The organism is Streptomyces sp. NPDC087859 (assembly GCF_044742595.1).
Taxonomy (GTDB): domain Bacteria; phylum Actinomycetota; class Actinomycetes; order Streptomycetales; family Streptomycetaceae; genus Streptomyces; species Streptomyces canus_F.
In genome coordinates, this window is record NZ_JBIUUU010000007.1 from 381012 (window position 1) to 398435 (window position 17424).

The following is a 17424-nucleotide window of genomic DNA, read 5'->3' on the forward strand; positions in this document are numbered from 1 at the left end:
CTCCGCGAGCAAGAGCCCCCTCGACATCCCCGCGTGGCTGCCGCCGGGTCCGGGCTCACCGAACGCCGACGGCGTACCGGACCCGTCCAGCGTCTACGACGGACTCCGCGCCCCCACCGAGTGCCGGACCGCCCTCGATGCCGTCCCCGGGAAGCCGGCGGACGACGAGTGGCGGTTGCTGCGCGGGCTCGCCTCCGCCTGTCTCGCCGTACAGGGCAAGGGCGGCAGCTGGGAGACGGCGTCGCGGGACTTCGCCGCGCTCGCGGGGAAGTCCGACACCTGCAAGGGACGGGCCGGGTACACCGTGCTGGGCGGGCTGCTCGACTTCCACCGGCGGCATCCCGCCGCCACCGTACGGCTCGCGGCCACCTCCGGTGGCCCGCCCGCGTGCGCGTACGCGATCGCCGGGGTCGACCCGGGCGACGACGGTCAGGCGCGGCCCGGGGAGACCGTCGGCGTCGAGCTGGCCGGAACGTACTTCGACCATGCCGAACTGCTGCGGAACGGGCGGGTGTTCATCGACGGCCGGGAGCTGGACGGGCCGCCGGTCCTCGCCTCCGAGGCGGGTGACCATCTGGTGCTGAACGCGGTGGTGCCGGTGGTGGAGGGCCTTCCGAGGGCCGTGGACGTGGCCGTCCGGTTCGGGGGTGTCGAGGTGCGGGCGCGGGACGCGTTCACCGTCGTGGCGCCCGCGCCCACGGCGTCCGAGCCGGGGACGCCCACCACGTCAGTGGCGCCACAGGGAGTGTTCCCGCTCGGCCCACTCCCGGCTCACCGTCCCCGTCCGCAGGCCGCGCCGCGCCTCCGGGTCCCCCAGCGCCATCCCGATGTGGCCGGCGAGGACGATACCGACGGTCAGGGCCAGCCAGTCGTGGACGAAGGTCGCGCTGGTGCGCCACTGGATCGGGGTGAGGTGGGTGAACCACATCAGCAGACCGGTGCCGAGCATCACCAGCGTCGCGCCGGCGATCCAGGAGGCGTAGATCTTCTGCCCGGCGTTGAACTTGCCCGCCGGACGGGCCGAGGGCCGCTTGTCGCGGCGCAGGGCGGCACGCAGCCAGATCCGGTCGTGCGGGCCGAAGCGGTTCAGGAAGCGCAGGTCGGTGCGGAAGTGCCGGGAGACGAGGCTGGCCAGGACGGGGACCGGCAGGGCGAGGCCGGACCACTCGTGGATGCGGACGACCAGCTCACGGCGGCCGACGAGCTCGGCGAGCTGGGGAATGTAGAGACAGGCGGCGGTGAGCACGCAGACCCCCATCAGGGCCGCGGTCGTGCGGTGCACCCAGCGCTGGGAACGGCCGAAGCGGCGTACGCGCGTCTCCGGCGGGGCTTCAGCTCGTAGGGTCATCGTCCCGTCCGTTCGACTTGCCGACCCAGGCGTCGACGTCGTAGCCGCGCTTCTCCCAGTAGCCGGGCTCCACGTCCTCGGTGACGGTGATGCCGGAGAGCCACTTGGCGGACTTGTAGAAGTACATGGGTGCGACGTAGAGGCGGACCGGGCCGCCGTGGCTGTGTCCGAGGTCCTTGTCCTGCATGCGCAGGGCGACCAGGACGTCCGCGCGGCGGGCCTGGTCGAGGGTGAGGCTCTCGGTGTAGGTGCCGTCGAAGCAGCTGAAGCGGATCGCGGTGGCCTTGGCCCGTACTCCGGCGGCGTCGAGCAGCCGGGAGAGGCGTACGCCCTCGAAGGGGGTGCCCGGGACCCGCCAGCCGGTGACGCACTGGACGTCCTTGACCATCCGGGTCTGGGGCATCGCCCGCAGGTCGGACAGGGTGTAGGTGGCCGGGCGGTCGACGAGGCCGTCGATCTTGAGGCGGTAGGTCGAGGCGTTCTTGTGGGGGACGGAGGAGGTGACCGAGTAGTAGCGGAAGCCGCCGCCGTTGGGGAGCAGGCCCGTGAGGCCGGTGGGGTCCTTGTCGGCCGCGCTGCCCAGGAAGGACTCCAGGCCGCGTTGCAGGGTGGGCGCGGCGACCACGCCGAGGGCGCCCAGGCCGAGGGTGCCGAGGAGGACACGGCGGCCGATGGGCCTGCCCTGTTCCTCGGGTTGTCCGGTGTTCACCTGACCATTCGAACACCCGCGGGCCCTGGCGGACCAGGGTTCGCGGGTGCCCGTCAGACTTCCGTAACCACTTCTTACGAAGAGGCCGCCTTGTCCAGCTGGAACGCCTCGTTGCCCAGACCGATGCGGGCGTGGGCCTCGGGGGAGCGGGCGCGCAGGAACAGTCCCTGGGCCAGGCCGACGACCAGGGCGAGGCCGATGATGCCGGGCAGGAGCCAGCTCAGGGAGGAGTCCGGTCCGGCGCCGACCAGGACGTCGAAGTCCTTGACGGTGTAGCCGGCGATGACGAGCAGGGCGATGCCGGCGACCGCGGAGGTGGCCAGGCGCCAGGCCTGGGTGCCGGCGGCGCCGCGGCGGACGAAGAAGACGACGACCGAGAAGGAGGCCGCCGCCATCAGCAGGATCACCCCGAGGGCGCCGATGTTGCCGCCCCAGGTGAACAGGTGCAGGACGGGTTCGGTGGGGTCGCCGGTCGGCTTGTCGTCGGCGAACGCGAAGGCGGCGACGATCACCACCGAGACGGCCGTCTGGAGCAGCGACCCGGTTCCGGGGGCACCGCTGGTGCCGGTGGTGCGGCCGAAGGCGGCGGGGAGCAGGCCCTCGCGGCCCATGGCGAAGGCGTAGCGGGCGACGACGTTGTGGAAGCTGAGCATGGCGGCGAACATGCCGGTCACGAACAGGATGTGCAGGACGTCGGTGAAGGTGCCGCCGAGGCGGGACTCGGTGAGGTTGAACAGCAGTCCGGCGCTCTGCTTCTGCGACTCGCCGACGATCGCGGAGGGCCCGGTGGCGACGGTGAGGGCCCAGCTGCTGACCGCGAAGAAGACGGCGACCCCGCCGACGGCCAGGAACATCACGCGGGGCACCAGGACGTGCGGGCGGCTGGTCTCCTCGGCGTAGACGGGTGCCTGCTCGAAGCCGAGGAAGGCCGCGATGCAGAAGCACAGGGCGGTGCCGACGCCCGCGCCGGTGAGGGTGTCCGGGTTGAAGGCGTGCAGGGACAGGCCCTCCTTGCCGGGGTCGGCGACGGCGGCGATGTCGAAGATGACGACGAGGGCCACCTCGATGACCAGCAGGACGCCGAGCACCTTCGCGTTGACGTCGATCTTCAGCCAGCCCAGCGCGCCGACGGCGAGTGCGGCCACCAGGGCCGGTATCCACCAGGCGACCTCCACCTCGGCGTAGGTGGCGAAGAGGCCGGAGACCTCGAAGCCGAAGATGCCGTAGATGCCGACCTGGAGGGCGTTGTAGGCGACCAGGGCGACCAGGGCCGCGCTGGCCCCGGCCGTGCCGCCGAGGCCGCGGGAGATGTACGCGTAGAAGGCGCCGGCGTTGTGGACGTGGCGGCTCATCTCGGCGTAGCCGATGCCGAACAGGACGAGGATCACACCGAGGAGAACGAAGAGCAGGGGCTGTCCGACGATGCCCATCACCGCGAATGTGGTGGGCATGACACCCGCGACCACCATGAGGGGCGCGGTCGCCGCGAGCACGGAGAGCAGCAGGCCCCCGGTACCCAGGCGGTCGGCGCGCAGGGCCCGCTCCTGGCCCTTGAAGGTGCTGATGCCGTCGGTTCTTTTCGTACTCGAGCTGTCCGTTGTCACGGGGAGACCGTCCTTTTCGGGAAGGGGGGCGTCACACCGTGCCGAGCGCGCTGTCGCGGGCGGCACGGAAGGCTGAGGCGGGTTCGCGGTCGGGGTACGCCCACGGGGCGGGGGTGGGGTGCTCGCCGATGCGGTGGAACAGGGCGGCGGCCTCGGCGCCCCGGCCCTCGCAGACCTTGGCGTGGGCGAGGAAGTTGAGGTCGACGAGGCGGCGGGGGTGGCCCTCGTGCTCCCACTCCAGCCACCAGTCGAAGGCGGCCTTCATCACCTGGCGGGCCCGGCGGCCGACCCAGTGGCCGGAGGCGGCCGGGTCGGGGGACTCGTGGCCGGCGCCGGCGAGGACGCGGTAGCGCTCGGCGTGGGCGATGACCGGGAGGATCGCGAGCGGGGAGTCGGCGGGGGCCTGTTCGGCGGCCCAGTTGGCGAAGTCGTAGACCTCGTGCAGCGGGTCCGGGCCGGCGTCGGCGCGGTGCTCGGCGAGCCGGGCGACCATCAGATGGTGGGCGTGGTGGTGGTCGGCGTAGCGGCGGCGGACCTCCTCGAAGATCCGCACGGCGCTCCCGGCACCGGCCGTGCCCTGTTCCAGCATGAGCAGGCCCAGCCAGGGGGTGGGGTCGGCGGGGGCGCGCTCGGCGGCGGTCCGGCAGGCCTCGCGGGCGCGGTCCGGCTTCTCCTTGCCGCGCAGGGCGCGCTGGACCTGGGCGAGGGCCAGCAGGACGGAGGCGTCGGCGGACTCGGGTTCGGCGAGCAGCCAGTCGCGGGTCCAGGCGGCGCTGTACGGCTCCAGGGCGAGGACGGTCACCCGGTGGCCGCGCAGGTCCCACTCGTCGCCGGACTGGGCGATCAGGGAGCGGGCGGCCTGCCAGCGACCCTGGGCCAACGCGGCGCGGGCGGAGACGAGTTCGGCGTCGTCGAGGGCGGCGTCGAAGGCCTGGGCCGCCCGTCTTCGGCTGCGGCCCAGTGGTGGTGGGGGTGGAGACACCGCGGAGACTTCCTCACGCGACGTTGCTCGACGTCGTAGTTCGTTGCGTGGGCAGATGGTCACGGACAGCAAACCCGCAGCCAATGCTTCTCGTCAAGGCTGGGACGGGTGTTACACGGTTCAACTGTTGTGACCGGAGGGGCAGTTGTGATCACGAACGGCAGGTCGCCGGGCCCATGTGTGGCGTACGCCATGGCGCCCTGGGCCCCGCCCCCGCACCATGGCGGGAAGGTCCTACGGGGTGACCGAGTCAACTGCCCGGTTCCGGGTACTGCGGGGAGCAAGCCGGGCCCGAGGGCGCTAAAGTCGGCCCCTGACCCGTCCCCGTAGCCCGGCCCAGTGATCGAGGTACGCAGCGTGTCGGTTCTTGTTCTGGTTCTCGCCGTGAGCGCCGCCTGCTGCCTGGGCTTCGGTTTCGTCCTCCAGCAGAACGTGGCTCAGCGGGCACCTCTGAACGACTTCCTCTCGCCCCGCCTCCTCCTGGACCTGGTCAAGGTCCCCCGCTGGCTCGGCGGTATCGCCCTGATGGTGGCCGGCATGGTCCTCGGCGCCATCGCCCTGGGCCAGGGCGAGATCTCCCTGGTGGAGCCCCTGCTGGCGACGAACCTGCTGTTCGCGATGGCTCTCTCGCGCCACCAGACCAAGCAGTCCCTGGGCCGCCAGGGCTGGGCGGGCCTGCTGCTCCTCGCCGGCGGCGTGACGGCGTTCATCGTGGCGGGCGAACCGCGCGGCGGTACGGCGGTCACGGACCCGTTCCGGCACTGGCTGATCATCGGCGCGATGATCGGTCTCGCGCTGCTGCTGACGACGTACGCGAAGCGCTCCCGGCTGGTCGCGGGACCGGCGCTGCTCGCGGTGGCGGCCGGACTGCTGTACGGCGTGCAGGACGCGCTGACGCGGGTGAGCGGCGAGCGGTTCTCCGAGGGCGGCCTCGTGCACGTCCTCACCGGCTGGCAGCCGTACGCGGTGCTGGCGCTCGGCGTGACCGGCCTGGTGCTGGTCCAGAGCGCCTTCGAGACGGCGTCCCTGCGAATGTCCCTCCCCGCCCTCACCGCCGCCCAGCCCCTCGCCGGGATCATCTGCGGCGTGGGCTTCCTGGGCGACCGACTGCGCACCGACACGGGGGCGCTCGCGTGGGAGGCGGCGGGGCTGGCCGCGGTCGTGGCCGGGATCGTGCTGCTGGGGCTGCATCCGGCGATGCCGTGCGGAACGGCGGAGCGACCGGTGCGGGCGCGGGATCTCCAGCCGAACTGACGGCGCCGGGAAGGCCGGGGTCGGTCACTCCTGCGTCGAGCCCCCGCGCCCCTCGGGGCGTTGCGGTCGGCCTGCCGGGACCGGCCCCGAGACCCGCTGACAGGCCTGCTTGGATGGACCCCATGAGCTCCGCTGACGAGATCCTCGACATCGTCGACGAGAACGACCAGGTCGTCGGGCAGTCCCCCCGCGGTGCGGCGTACGCCCGGGGTCTGCGGCACCGCTGCGCCTTCATCCAGGTCCGGGACGCCGCGGGCCGCCTCTTCGTCCACCGCCGCACCCCGACCAAGCTGGTCTTCCCCTCCCTGTACGACATGTGGGTCGGTGGAGTGGTCGGCGCGGGCGAGACCTACGACGACGCGGCGCTGCGGGAGGCGGAGGAGGAACTGGGCGTCTCCGGCCTCCCCTCCCCCGAGTTCCTCTTCAAGTTCCTGTACGACGACGGCGCCGGGCGGACCTGGTGGTCGGCGGTGTACGAGGTGCGCTGCGATCTGCCGGTGAATCCGCAGGCCGAGGAGGTCGCCTGGCACGACTTCCTGCCCGAGGACGAGGTGGAGCGGCGGCTGTCGCAGTGGGAGTGGGTGCCGGACGGTCTGGACGCGTACGAGCGGCTGCGGGCCCACCGGGCGGCCGGCTGATCCCGGCCGGACGGCCCGGTAGGGTCCAGGGCGTGATCGATTTTGCACGGAACGTCCGGCTCTGGTTCGCGCCCGAGGCGATCCGGGAGGACGGCAGGACGCCCGACTACCGGTTCTCGCTCGCCAATGAGCGCACCTTTCTGGCCTGGCTGCGGACCGCGCTCGCGCTCATCGGCGGCGGGTTCGCGGTGGACCAGTTCCTGCCGGATCTGCGCTGGGGCTGGCGGGTCGGGCTGGCGCTCGCGCTGCTCGGGGCCGGGGTGCTGTGCTCGTTGCGCGCGGTCAATCACTGGATGCGGTGCGAGCGGGCGATGCGCCGGGGCGAGGATCTGCCCGTGTCGCGGTTCCCGGCGGTGCTGAGCGTCGTCGTGGCGGTCGTCGCCGTCGCGATGGTCTTCGTCGTGCTCGTCGGGTGGGAGGGATGAGCACCCCGGCCACCGAGGAACGGGACCCCGGACTCCAGCCCGAGCGCACCCGGCTCGCCTGGCGCCGGACGACCCTCTCCGGCACCGTCGCCGCCGTACTCGCCGTCAAGACCGCGCTGCACGGCGGCCCGTCCGCCTCCGGCGTCGTCGCCTGCGCCCTGGCCTGCATGCTCTGGCTGGGTTTCCTGCTGCTCGCGCACCGCCGTATCCGCGCCCTCGCCGCCGCCGACGCCCCCTCCGCGATCGCCCCGCGCCATGTCATGGCGGCGGTCCTGTGCACCGTGGCGATGGCCGCGTGCGGGGCCGCTCTGGTGTTCTAGCTCCCGCTAGCCCGTCTCGCCCGCACCCTCCCCCTCGGCCTCCCAGTCCACCGTCACCACGATCTTCCCCCGGGTCCGCCCCTCCTGATTCAGCCGCTGCGCCTCCGCCGCCCGCTCCAGCGGGAACGTCCGCGACACATGCACCGACACCACGCCCTGATCCGCGAGTTCGGACAGCCGCCGGAGGTCCTCGGCATCCGGGCGCACCCAGTAGTAGCGGCCGCCGTAGCCGACCACCTCCCCGTCCGCGATGGACACCAGGCGGCCCTCGGGGGCCAGCAGGTTCGCCGAGACCGTCAGGGTCTCGCCGCCGATCGTGTCGAACACCGCGTCCACGCCCTCGGGAGCCAGCCCGCGCACCCGCTCGGCCAGGCCCTCGCCGTACTCGACGGGCTCACCGCCGAGACCGCGGACGAAGTCGTGGTTGCGCTCGCTCGCCGTACCGATGACCCGGGCACCGAAATGGCGGGCCAGCTGTACGGCGACGGAGCCCACACCCCCCGCCGCCGCGTGCACCAGGACCGTCTCGCCGCGCTTGACCTGGAGCGCCTTCACCAGCACCTGGTAGGCGGTGAGCCCCACCAGCGGCAGGCCGGCCGCCTCCTCGAAGGAGAGGCTGCGGGGCTTGCGGGCGAGGGTGCGGACGGGGGCGGCCACGTACTCGGCGAAGGTGCCCCGGGACAGGAAGTCCTCACGGACGTATCCGATGACCTCGTCGCCGACCGCGAACTCCGTGACGGACACGCCGAGTCCGACCACGACCCCGGAGACGTCCCAGCCGGGGACCACCGGGAAGACGGGGTCGAGGATCGGGTCGAGGTGCCCTTCGCGGGCATGCCAGTCGACCGGGTTGACCGCCGCCGCCCGGACCTTGACCAGCACCGCGTCGACCCCGACCTTGGGGTCGCGCACCTCCCCGTATGCGAGCACCTCGGGTCCGCCGTAGCGTGAGTAGCTGATGCCTTTCATGGCACCGACCCTCCGGGGTACTCGGACGCCACGCAAGCGGGATGCCCGGATATGCGGCGTTCGCGTGGCAGCCTTTCCGACGGCATCGGCAACATCTCCGAAGGTGAGCAGCATGACCACCCTCCACCAGGAACACGCCTCCCACGCGCACGCCCACGGCCCCGACTGCGGGCACACCGAGGTGCCGCACGGGGACCACGTCGACTACGCGCACGGCGGGCATCTGCACCGTGAGCACGGCGGCCACTGGGACGAGTGCGAGCCGGGCGGGCATGTCACCCATGACGGTCACGAGCACACGCACGGGGACGACTGCGGCCACGAGAGCGTGCTGCACGGCGACCACGTCGACTATGTGCACGACGGTCACCGGCACGCCCGCCACGAGGGCCACTGGGACGACCACTGACCCGGCACTGACCGGTCCGCGACCTGACATCGCCTGACCGAGAAGCATCCCCGACAGCTCCCCGGCGCACCGCGCGGGGAGCTGTCGGCCTAGGGTGACGCCCTAGGGTGGCTCAGATCACGTTCGCACTACACACTGGACGACATACCGACCGGTCGGCATCATGAGTCGGGAACCGTTCGTCTGCCGTAGGAGCGATGCATGAGCCCCGACCATCCGCCCGGACTCGACCTCGACCGGCTGCGCGGCCTGCTCGACCGCGTGCGGCCCGGACTGGTCCACGGCCCCCTGACCGGCCGGCTGATCGAGGGCGGACGGTCGAACCTCACCTACGCGCTCTCCGACGGTACGTCGAAGTGGGTCGTACGACGGCCTCCGCTCGGTCATGTCCTGGCCACCGCGCACGACATGAAGCGCGAGCACCGGGTGATCAGCGCGCTGCATCCCACGAACGTCCCGGTGCCGCGGCCCGTGCTGCTGTGCGAGGACGAGGAGGTGCTCGGGTCGCCGTTCTACGTCATGGAGTTCGTCGAGGGCACTCCGTACCGCACCGCCGACCAGCTGGTCCCGCTCGGCCCGGAGCGCACCCGGGGCGCGGTGCTGTCCCTGGTGGACACGCTCGTCGAACTGCACGCGGTGGACCCTGCCGAGGTGGGTCTCGCGGACTTCGGGCGCCCCGAGGGCTTCCTGGACCGTCAGCTGCGCCGTTGGGGCAAGCAGCTGGACGCCTCCCGCAACCGTGAGCTGGCCGGCATCGACGAGCTGCACGCGGCGCTCGGCCGGCAGCTGCCGACGTCCCCCGAGGCGACCGTGATCCACGGCGACTACCGGCTCGACAACGTGCTGATCGGTGACGACGACAGCATCAAGGCGATCCTCGACTGGGAGATGTCGACCCTCGGCGACCCGCTCACCGACCTCGGTCTGCTGGTCATGTACAGCATGCCGCTCGACATGCCCGACTCCCCCGTCTCCACCACCGCCGCGGCCCCCGGGCACCCGGATCCGGCCGAGTTGATCGAGCGGTACGCGGCCAGGTCGGGTCGCGATGTCTCCAAGGTGTCCTGGTACACGGCGTTCGCCTGGTTCAAGCTCGCCGTGATCCTCGAGGGCATCCACTACCGCTACACCCTGGGCCAGACGGTCGGCCACGGCTTCGACCGCATCGGCGACCTCGTCCCCGTCTTCATCTCGCACGGCCTGACCACCCTTCAGGAAGGCTGATCCGCCATGGACTTCGCGTTCGACGCACGCACCGAGGAACTGCGCGCCAAGCTGCTCGCCTTCATGGACGAGCACGTCTACCCCGCCGAGGCCGTCGCCGAGGAGCAGCGCGCGCGGCTGGCCTCTCCGTGGGACACCCCGGCCGTGGTGGAGGAGTTGAAGGCCGAGGCGCGCAGGCAGGGCCTGTGGAACCTCTTCCTGCCCGACTCCGAGTACGGTGCCGGGCTGACCAACCTGCAGTACGCGCCGCTCGCCGAGATCACCGGCCGCTCCCCGCAGCTCGCGCCGACCGCGCTGAACTGCGCGGCGCCGGACACCGGCAACATGGAGGTGCTCACCCAGTTCGGTGACGAGCAGCAGAAGAAGCAGTGGCTGGAGCCGCTCCTTGCCGGTGAGATCCGCTCGGCGTTCGCGATGACCGAGCCGGAGGTGGCCTCCTCGGACGCCACCAACATCACCACGTACATCGAGCGGGAGGGCGACGAGTACGTCGTCACGGGCCGCAAGTGGTACATCTCCGGGGCGATGAACCCGGACTGCAAGATCTTCATCGTGATGGGCAAGACGGACCCGGACGGCGAGGACATCCGCCGCCAGCAGTCGATGATCCTGGTCCCCCGTGACACCCCGGGCGTCACGGTGAAGCGGGCGATGCAGGTCTTCGGCTACGAGGACCACTCCCACGGCGGCCACGCCGAGGTGGTCTTCGACCACGCGCGCGTGCCGGCGTCGAACCTGATCGGCGAGGAGGGCGGCGGCTTCGCCATCGCCCAGGCCCGCCTCGGTCCGGGACGGATCCACCACTGCATGCGGCTGATCGGCATGGCGGAGCGGGCGATCGAGCTGATGTGCCGCCGGGCGGTGTCCCGTGCGGCCTTCGGCAAGGCGCTGGCCCAGCAGGGCGTGGTGCACAACTGGATCGCCGACGCGCGCGTGACCGTCGAGCAGCTGCGGCTCCTCGTGCTGAAGACGGCCTGGCTGATGGACACCGTCGGCAACCGGGGCGCCCACACGGAGATCCAGTCCATCAAGATCGCCACGCCGCGTGCGGTGGTCGACATCATCGACCGCGCGATCCAGCTGCACGGCGCGGGCGGCGTCAGCCAGGACTTCCCGCTGGCCGAGCTGTACGCCGGTGCCCGGACGCTGATGATCGCCGACGGGCCGGACGAGGTGCACCAGCGGTCGCTGGCGCGGCGGGAGCTGAAGAAGTACCTGTGAACGGCGAGGGGCCGACGGGGTGTGCACGCCCCGCCGGCCCGCTCCCCGAGGTGATGGTCAGCCGGGCTGCGCGGTCGCGCTCAGCGTCCAGCCCTGGCGGCAGGAGTGGCCGAACAGGACGGGCTCGTCGTGCCCCGGTTGAAGTAGGCGTAGCCGCCGTCCTGCCACGCGGCCAGGACCATGTTCCGCCCCTGTCGGGAGACCGACCAGGTGACGGTGCCGTAGGCGAAGTACCGGCGCTTTCCGGCGTAGACGTTGTTCAGGTACACGTCCTTGGTGCGGGTGGTCGGGCAGCCCAGCGGGTCGTCGGCGCCGCCCAGGGCGTCCCAGCGCTTGTAGATGTGCGGCTCGGTCACCGAGAGGGTGGTGGCCTGGGCCAGGGAGGCCGGGCTGGGCCCCTCTCAGGAGGCCTGGAGCGGCGTCAGGGGCGCAGGGCTCTCAACAGCAGGTCGGCCAGATGGTCGGCGACCTCCTGCGAGCTCATCGGGCCGTCGGGGCGGTACCAGGTCGACAGGTGGTGGACCGAGCCGAAGTGGTAGTCCACCACCAGGTCGGCCGGGGTCGCCTTCGAGAAGACGCCCGCCTCCTGCCCTTCCTCGACGAGCGCGCGGAACCGCTCGTGGTAGCGCCGGCGCTCGGCGCGCACCTGCTTGTTCTTCTCCGGGCTCAGATGGTGCATGGAGCGGAAGAAGATCATCGCGTCGTCGAGGTTCTCGATCGTCGTGACGACGACGTCCGCGGCGGCACCGCGCAGCCGCTTCTCGATCGGCTCGTCGGAGCTCGCGAAGGCGTCGAGGCGCTCCTGCTGGACGCGCAGCACGCGCGCGTACACCTCGTGCAGGAGGTCGTCCTTCGAGCCGAAGTAGTGGTAGAGCGCCCCCTTGGTGACGCCTGCCGCCTCGACGATCTCCTGCACGGAGGTGCGGTCGTAGCCCCGCTCGGCGAAGAGCCGGGTGGCGGCGGCCAGCAGCCGCTGCGGGACGGGCGTTCCGTCTCCGTCGGTCGTCCTTGGCACTGTGCCGCCTCCTGCTTTTCCGTTCGCTACTGCTCGTTCTGCCTGCGGGAACGCAGTTCCCGCCGGAGGATCTTCCCACTCGCCGTCTTCGGCAGGTCGGGCAGGATCTCCACCTGCCTCGGGTATTTGTAGGCGGCCAGTCTCTCCTTGCAGTACACCGCGAGTTCATCCGGGTCCGTGTCGGCGCCCGGACGCAGGCTGATGTACGCCTTGACGGTCTCACCGCGATACCCGTCGGGCACCCCGACGACGGCCGCCTCGCGCACCGCCGGGTGGGTGTAGAGCACGTCCTCGACCTCGCGCGGCCACACCTTGAAGCCGGACGCGTTGATCATGTCCTTCTTGCGGTCGACGACGTAGAGCCAGCCCTGCTCGTCCATGAAGCCGATGTCGCCGGTGCGCAGCTCGCCGTCCGGGAAGGTCTCGGCGGTGGCCTCGGGGCGGCGCCAGTAGCCGGGCACGACCTGCGGGCCGCGCACGAGGATCTCGCCCTGCTCGCCGAAGGGCACCTCGGCGCCCCGGTCGTCGACGATCCGTACGACCGTCTGGGGCCCCGGCAGGCCCACGGCCAGCGTCCCGGACACCGGGTCGACGGGCGCCTCCAGCTGGGGCGGCACGGAGGCGCAGGGCGCGGTGCACTCGGTGAGCCCGTAGCCGTTGCGGATGTACGGCCCGAAGCCCGCCCGGAACTTCTCCACCAGGGCGGGCGGCAGCGGGGCACCGCCGGAGGAGATGTTGACGAAGGAGGAGAAGTGCTCGCGGGTGACGTCCGGGTGGGCGGCGAGCGCCATGAAGGCCGTCGACGGGCCGACCGTGTAGTGCGGCCGGTGCTCGGCGAACGCCTCCAGCACGACCCCCGCCTCGAAGCGGTACGTCAGCACCAGCGTGCCCGCGCTGTTGAGACAGGCACCGAGCTGGCACACCATCCCGGTGATGTGGAACAGCGGCGCCAGCGCGTAGTACACGGGCGCGTCCGGCAGGGCCAGGCCCGTGCGCTGCCGCTCGGCGTTGCACATGATGTTGCCGTGCGTGTTGGTGGCGCCCTTGGGGGCCCCGCTGGTACCCGAGGTGTAGCTGATCAGCGCGATGCCGGACGGGTCCGGGTCACGGCCCTCGGGCGCCCTGTGGCCCGCGCGGGCCACGGCGGCCAGGTCGTCGGCGTCGGCGGCCTGCGGCAGCCGCTCGAAGGCCAGCACGCGCGCGTCGTCGCGGGTCTGGAAGTCCAGCTCGCAGCCGGTCAGCACGATCCTCACCGGCGAGTCCGCCGCCGTCTCGCGCAGATACGACTCCCAGGCCCGGTCGGAGCAGATCAGCGCGGCCACCTCGCCGTCCCGCAGGACATGGGTGACCTCCCCCGACTTGTACATGGGGTTGACGGGCACGACGGTCGCGCCCGCCTTCCACGCGCCCAGCAGGGCGATGACGAAGTGCGGGGAGTTCTGCAGCAGGATCGCCACCCGGTCGCCGCGCTCCAGGCCGCGCGCGGCGAGGTGCCCGGCGACGGAGTCGCTGAGCTCGTCGATCTCGCGGTAGGTGAGGCGGCCGTCGAAGTAGGCGAGGAACGTGCGGTCCGGCGCCTCGGCGACGACCCTGCGCAGGGCGTGCACGAGGGAGTCGTCGGGCGCCATGGGAGCACGCTGGGCCTCGTTGAGCAGGGCGACCCAGGGCTGGGCGGCGTAGAGGGACTCGGTCACCGGGCCTCCTCCCACTTCTGCTGGAGGTGGTTCATGTTGCCCAGCCAGCGGTCGGGGTCGGCGGCCCGGACCCGGTAGTACTCGGCGACCTCGGGGTGCGGCAGGATCAGGAAGCGGTCCTCGGCGATGCCCTTGAAGAGAGCCTCCGCGACGTCCTCGGGCTCCACGGCCGTCGGCTTGAGCACCAGGTCGCCCGCGCTGCCGGTGGCCGAGAGCATGTCCGTGCGCACGCCCTGCGGACAGATGGCGTGGACCTTGATCCCCCGGTGGCGGTAGGTCAGCGACAGGTACTCGGCGAAGGCGTACGCCCCGTGCTTGGTGACGCTGTAGGGCGCCGCCCCGATCATGGTGAGCAGCCCGGCGGCGGACACGGTGGACACGAACCGCCCGCTGCCCCGCTCCAGCCAGGCGGGGAGCAGTTCGTGAGCGGCACGCACGTGTGCCATGACGTTGACGTCCCAGGACAGGTCCCAGGCCCTGGCGTCCGCGAGGTCGTCCACGTCGGGGCCGCCGAAGGCGACGCCGGCGTTGGCGCAGTAGACGTCGACGGTGCCGCCGAGCGCGGCGCGGGCCTCGCCCACGACGGCGGACGCGTCGCCGGGCAGGGCGATTCCGCCGATCTCCTCGGCGACGGCCTTGGCGCGATCACCGTCCAGGTCATTGACGACGACGCGGGCCCCCTCGGCGGCGAACCGCCGGGCAAGGGCGGCCCCGATACCCCCTCCGGCCCCCGTGACGACGACACCAGCACCTTGCACGGTTTCCACCATCGGTCTCCTTCGACGCGGCTCGACTGCATCGCCAGACTAACCAGTCGGTATGTCATTAAGGAAGGGTGACCGCACCCACCCAGGGGCGGGGCTGTATCGATGTGCGGCTCCGCCGCGTGGGCGCGACAAGCCACGACGCACCGGTACCTTCCACACAACCTGCGAGAGCAATACCGTGCCCCCCATGCGCCTATCCAGACGAGCTCTCCTCGCAGCGACCACGGCAGCAACAGCATTCTCCAGCGCACCCCCGGCCTCCGCGGCCCGACATCCCAAGCGTCTGCACACCGGTTTCGAACGACTGCTCGCAAACGGCTACGCCCAGCTCGACGGCCAACGCGTCGGCATCGTCACCAACCCCACCGGCATCACCCGGGACGCCCGCCACATCGTCGACGTCATGCACGCCGACGACCGTGTGAACCTGATCGCCGTCTTCGGCCCCGAGCACGGCTTCCGGGGCACCGCCCAGGCAGGAGGATCCGAGGGCCGCTACGACGACCCGGCGACCGGACTGCCCGTGTACGACACGTACCTCAAGAGCGGCCGGCCCCTGGCCGACATCTTCACCGCCTCCGGCGTCGACACCGTCGTCTTCGACATCCAGGACGTGGGCGCCCGCTTCTACACCTACATCTGGACGCTGTACGACTGCATGGAGGCCGCCCAGCTGGCGGGCAAGCGGTTCGTGGTGCTGGACCGGCCGAACCCGGTGACCGGGCGCGCGGCCCAAGGCCCCGTCCTGCACAAGGAGTTCGCCACCTTCGTGGGTCGACAGCCCGTCTCCCAGGCGCACGGCATGACCGTCGCGGAGCTGGCGCGGCTGTTCAACGGGGAGTTCCTCACCGCGCCGGTGGCCCTGGAGACCGTCCTGATGACCGGGTGGAAGCGGTCGGAGTTCTACGACACGTCCGGACTGCCCTGGGTGCCGCCGAGCCCCAACATGCCCACCCCGGACACCGCGTTGGTGTACTCGGGGACGTGTCTCTTCGAGGGCACGAACCTGTCGGAGGGGCGCGGCACCACCCGGCCCTTCGAACTGCTCGGCGCGGAGGGCGTGGACGGACGCTGGGCCGCGGCCGTGGGCGAACTCGCGCTGCCGGGCGTGCACTTCCGGGAGGCGTACTTCGCGCCGACGTTCTCCAAGTTCCAGGGCAGGACCATCGGCGGTCTGCAGATCCATGTGCACGACCGGGCGGTCTACGACCCCGTGCGCACCGGAATCGCCCTGCTGGTGACCGCGAAACGGGTGTGGAGCGGTTTCGCCTGGCGGTCCGACAACTGGATCGACAAGCTGACGGGCTCCACCCAGGTGCGTACCGCGATCGACGCGGGGGCCGGGCCCGACGAGGTCGTGGCGGGCTGGCAGGAGGAACTGGCGGCGTTCCGGGCGACCCGCAGGGAGTACCTCCTGTACAGATGATCCCCCGACGGTTGAGCCGTTGACTATGGCCAACTTCGCCCCGCAGCAGGACGATGCGACCGCATCGCACCACTTCGGGGGACAAGGGGGCCTGTCATGGCGGATCCGGCGATGAGTGTGAGTCCGTACTGGGAGCTGACCTTCGACGCGGACGGCGATCCGGACGGCAGGCGGCGGGACCGGCTCATCGCCGGTGTGGCGGAGCGCAAGGTCCGGGATCTGATCGTCTTCGCGCACGGCTGGAACAGCGACCGCTCCGGCGCGACCCGGCTCTGCAGCCGCTTCTTCGAGCCGGTCCCTGCGCTCGCCCCGACCGCCCGCCTCGGGTTCGTGGGTGTGGTGTGGCCGTCGATGCGGTTCTGCGACGAGCCGATCCCGGACTTCCCGCGCTCCGTGGCGGCCGAGTGCGCCCGGCGTCCGGTGCTCGACAAGGACACCCGGCACGCCCTCCTGGAGACGTTCCCGGGCCGGGCGACCATCGTCGAGCAGATCACGCGGCTGCTGGACCAGCAGCCGCGCGAGGAGGCCGAGTTGGAGGAGTTCGGCCGGCTGGTGCGGATGCTGGTCGAGCTGGTGCCGCCGGGACCGCAGGCACTGTTCGGGGCGGACACCCTGGCCGAGGGGGTGCCGCAGAGCGAGCCGGACATGTTCTCAGCGCCTGTGACAGCGGTCTGCGAGGACTTCGCGCGGGCGCTGGCGCATGGCGAACCGACGGACGGGACGGCGGGGTTCACCATCCCCAACCCCTGGGACGGCGCCCACGAACTGCTCCGGCAGGCGACGTACTACGCCATGAAGCGGCGCGCGGGAACGGTCGGCGAGCGCGGTCTCGGGCGGGTGATCGGGCAGCTCGCCGCGAAGGCGCCCGAGGTGCGGGTCCATCTGGTCGGGCACAGCTTCGGCGGGCGTCTGGTGTCGTTCGCGCTGCGCGGGCTGCCCGAGGGGGTGCGCACGGTGAAGTCCGTGACGCTGCTCCAAGGGGCCTTCTCCCACTACGCGTTCGCGTCCCGGCTGCCGCACGACACGCGCGCGGGAGGGGTGCTGCAGGGTCAGCAGAACCGGATCGACGGTCCGCTGGTGTGCTGCTTCTCCCGCCACGACGCCGCGCTGAGCACGATGTATCCGCTGGCCTCACGGATGGCCGGGGACGCGCGGGGGGCCGCCGGGGCGGACGTCGGGCGGATGCTGGGCGCCAAGTGGGGCGCGATGGGCTTCGACGGGGTGCAGGCGGTGCCGGGCACGCGTGCGTGGAAGCTCGCCGACGCGCTGCAGACGACGCTGCCCACCTCGGGGTGCGTCAACATCGACGCGTCCGAGGTGGTCAGGCGTGGCGGGGCGCCCGCCGGGGCGCACAGCGACATCGTGCACCGGGAGCTGGCGCGGGTGGTGCTGGCGGCGGGCCGTGTCCACTGACCCGCC

General features: G+C 71.8%; 19 protein-coding genes. 9 read left to right on the forward strand and 10 right to left on the reverse strand.

The window, feature by feature from the left end; genetic code table 11:
• Positions 1-55: 55 nt before the first annotated feature.
• The 5 genes from ACIOHP_RS19465 to ACIOHP_RS19485 form a co-directional block, all read right to left on the reverse strand.
• Positions 56-487, reverse strand: a complete 432-nt coding sequence (locus ACIOHP_RS19465) for a hypothetical protein (RefSeq protein WP_401888910.1) — start codon at positions 485-487, stop codon at positions 56-58.
• Positions 488-727: 240 nt separating this feature from the next.
• On the reverse strand, positions 728-1348 hold the full coding sequence (locus ACIOHP_RS19470) for a cytochrome b/b6 domain-containing protein (RefSeq protein WP_401888913.1): 621 nt from the start codon (positions 1346-1348) through the stop codon (positions 728-730).
• On the reverse strand, positions 1332-2057 hold the full coding sequence (locus ACIOHP_RS19475; protein WP_361549018.1) for a molybdopterin-dependent oxidoreductase: 726 nt from the start codon (positions 2055-2057) through the stop codon (positions 1332-1334). Before ACIOHP_RS19475 ends, ACIOHP_RS19470 begins: the two co-directional genes overlap by 17 nt.
• A 74-nt stretch (positions 2058-2131) precedes the next feature.
• Positions 2132-3661, reverse strand: coding sequence for an APC family permease (locus ACIOHP_RS19480; RefSeq protein WP_361549016.1), 1530 nt, complete (start codon positions 3659-3661; stop codon positions 2132-2134).
• A 31-nt stretch (positions 3662-3692) separates the two neighbouring features.
• Positions 3693-4643, reverse strand: a complete 951-nt coding sequence (locus tag ACIOHP_RS19485; protein WP_361549014.1) for a hypothetical protein — start codon at positions 4641-4643, stop codon at positions 3693-3695.
• A 357-nt stretch (positions 4644-5000) separates the two neighbouring features.
• On the opposite strand from ACIOHP_RS19485, the gene ACIOHP_RS19490 reads away from it, so the two are divergent.
• The 4 genes from ACIOHP_RS19490 (at position 5001) to ACIOHP_RS19505 (ending at position 7280) form a co-directional block, all read left to right on the forward strand.
• Positions 5001-5897, forward strand: coding sequence for a DMT family transporter (locus ACIOHP_RS19490; protein ID WP_361549012.1), 897 nt, complete (start codon positions 5001-5003; stop codon positions 5895-5897).
• 122 nt (positions 5898-6019) lie between these two features.
• Positions 6020-6535, forward strand: coding sequence for an NUDIX hydrolase (locus ACIOHP_RS19495; RefSeq protein ID WP_401888917.1), 516 nt, complete (start codon positions 6020-6022; stop codon positions 6533-6535).
• 32 nt (positions 6536-6567) lie between these two features.
• On the forward strand, positions 6568-6960 hold the full coding sequence (locus ACIOHP_RS19500; protein WP_046256647.1) for a YidH family protein: 393 nt from the start codon (positions 6568-6570) through the stop codon (positions 6958-6960).
• Positions 6957-7280 (forward strand): DUF202 domain-containing protein, encoded by a 324-nt coding sequence (locus ACIOHP_RS19505; RefSeq protein ID WP_401888919.1) that lies wholly within the window; start codon positions 6957-6959, stop codon positions 7278-7280. The genes ACIOHP_RS19500 and ACIOHP_RS19505 overlap by 4 nt, the downstream gene beginning before the upstream one ends.
• Positions 7281-7286: 6 nt before the next feature.
• Here ACIOHP_RS19505 and ACIOHP_RS19510 read toward each other — a convergent pair whose 3' ends face one another.
• The gene (locus tag ACIOHP_RS19510; protein WP_401888922.1) at positions 7287-8249 is read right to left on the reverse strand and encodes an NADP-dependent oxidoreductase; all 963 of its coding nucleotides are present in this window, start codon (positions 8247-8249) and stop codon (positions 7287-7289) included.
• A 112-nt stretch (positions 8250-8361) separates the two neighbouring features.
• On the opposite strand from ACIOHP_RS19510, the gene ACIOHP_RS19515 reads away from it, so the two are divergent.
• The 3 genes from ACIOHP_RS19515 to ACIOHP_RS19525 all read left to right on the forward strand — a co-directional run bounded on the left by ACIOHP_RS19515 (position 8362) and on the right by ACIOHP_RS19525 (position 11103).
• Positions 8362-8658, forward strand: coding sequence for a hypothetical protein (locus ACIOHP_RS19515; RefSeq protein ID WP_361549002.1), 297 nt, complete (start codon positions 8362-8364; stop codon positions 8656-8658).
• Between the two features lie 201 nt (positions 8659-8859).
• The gene (locus tag ACIOHP_RS19520) at positions 8860-9882 is read left to right on the forward strand and encodes a phosphotransferase family protein (RefSeq protein ID WP_401888925.1); all 1023 of its coding nucleotides are present in this window, start codon (positions 8860-8862) and stop codon (positions 9880-9882) included.
• A 6-nt stretch (positions 9883-9888) separates the two neighbouring features.
• Positions 9889-11103 carry an acyl-CoA dehydrogenase gene (locus ACIOHP_RS19525; RefSeq protein WP_361486816.1) on the forward strand — a complete coding sequence of 405 codons (1215 nt, stop codon included), beginning with the start codon at positions 9889-9891 and terminating at the stop codon, positions 11101-11103.
• Between the two features lie 80 nt (positions 11104-11183).
• On the opposite strand, the gene ACIOHP_RS19530 is transcribed toward ACIOHP_RS19525, so the two are convergent.
• The 4 genes from ACIOHP_RS19530 to ACIOHP_RS19545 form a co-directional block, all read right to left on the reverse strand.
• Positions 11184-11459 (reverse strand): hypothetical protein, encoded by a 276-nt coding sequence (locus ACIOHP_RS19530; protein ID WP_401888928.1) that lies wholly within the window; start codon positions 11457-11459, stop codon positions 11184-11186.
• A gap of 65 nt (positions 11460-11524) precedes the next feature.
• A complete protein-coding gene (locus ACIOHP_RS19535; RefSeq protein ID WP_365408887.1) occupies positions 11525-12118 on the reverse strand; it encodes a TetR/AcrR family transcriptional regulator in 594 nt (197 codons plus the stop codon).
• A gap of 26 nt (positions 12119-12144) precedes the next feature.
• Positions 12145-13812 carry a class I adenylate-forming enzyme family protein gene (locus ACIOHP_RS19540; RefSeq protein WP_401888931.1) on the reverse strand — a complete coding sequence of 556 codons (1668 nt, stop codon included), beginning with the start codon at positions 13810-13812 and terminating at the stop codon, positions 12145-12147.
• On the reverse strand, positions 13809-14582 hold the full coding sequence (locus ACIOHP_RS19545; RefSeq protein WP_401888934.1) for an SDR family oxidoreductase: 774 nt from the start codon (positions 14580-14582) through the stop codon (positions 13809-13811). Before ACIOHP_RS19545 ends, ACIOHP_RS19540 begins: the two co-directional genes overlap by 4 nt.
• A 184-nt stretch (positions 14583-14766) precedes the next feature.
• Between ACIOHP_RS19545 and ACIOHP_RS19550 the strand changes: the two genes are divergently transcribed.
• Positions 14767-16005 carry an exo-beta-N-acetylmuramidase NamZ domain-containing protein gene (locus ACIOHP_RS19550; RefSeq protein WP_401888936.1) on the forward strand — a complete coding sequence of 413 codons (1239 nt, stop codon included), beginning with the start codon at positions 14767-14769 and terminating at the stop codon, positions 16003-16005.
• Positions 16006-16101: 96 nt separating this feature from the next.
• Entirely contained in the window at positions 16102-17418 is a 1317-nt protein-coding gene (locus tag ACIOHP_RS19555; protein WP_401888939.1) for a serine-threonine protein kinase, read from the forward strand.
• The last annotated feature ends 6 nt before the right edge of the window (positions 17419-17424 follow it).

Bases quoted from the DNA above. Each gene is read 5' to 3' on its own strand.
- ACIOHP_RS19465 (WP_401888910.1), bottom strand. From the start codon at position 487: ATGGTCGAAGTACGTTCCGGCCAGCTCGACGCCGACGGTCTCCCCGGG.
- ACIOHP_RS19470 (WP_401888913.1), bottom strand. From the start codon at position 1,348: ATGACCCTACGAGCTGAAGCCCCGCCGGAGACGCGCGTACGCCGCTTC.
- ACIOHP_RS19495 (WP_401888917.1), top strand. From the start codon at position 6,020: ATGAGCTCCGCTGACGAGATCCTCGACATCGTCGACGAGAACGACCAG.
- ACIOHP_RS19505 (WP_401888919.1), top strand. From the start codon at position 6,957: ATGAGCACCCCGGCCACCGAGGAACGGGACCCCGGACTCCAGCCCGAG.
- ACIOHP_RS19510 (WP_401888922.1), bottom strand. From the start codon at position 8,249: ATGAAAGGCATCAGCTACTCACGCTACGGCGGACCCGAGGTGCTCGCA.
- ACIOHP_RS19515 (WP_361549002.1), top strand. From the start codon at position 8,362: ATGACCACCCTCCACCAGGAACACGCCTCCCACGCGCACGCCCACGGC.
- ACIOHP_RS19520 (WP_401888925.1), top strand. From the start codon at position 8,860: ATGAGCCCCGACCATCCGCCCGGACTCGACCTCGACCGGCTGCGCGGC.
- ACIOHP_RS19525 (WP_361486816.1), top strand. From the start codon at position 9,889: ATGGACTTCGCGTTCGACGCACGCACCGAGGAACTGCGCGCCAAGCTG.
- ACIOHP_RS19545 (WP_401888934.1), bottom strand. From the start codon at position 14,582: ATGGTGGAAACCGTGCAAGGTGCTGGTGTCGTCGTCACGGGGGCCGGA.
- ACIOHP_RS19550 (WP_401888936.1), top strand. From the start codon at position 14,767: ATGCGCCTATCCAGACGAGCTCTCCTCGCAGCGACCACGGCAGCAACA.
- ACIOHP_RS19555 (WP_401888939.1), top strand. From the start codon at position 16,102: ATGGCGGATCCGGCGATGAGTGTGAGTCCGTACTGGGAGCTGACCTTC.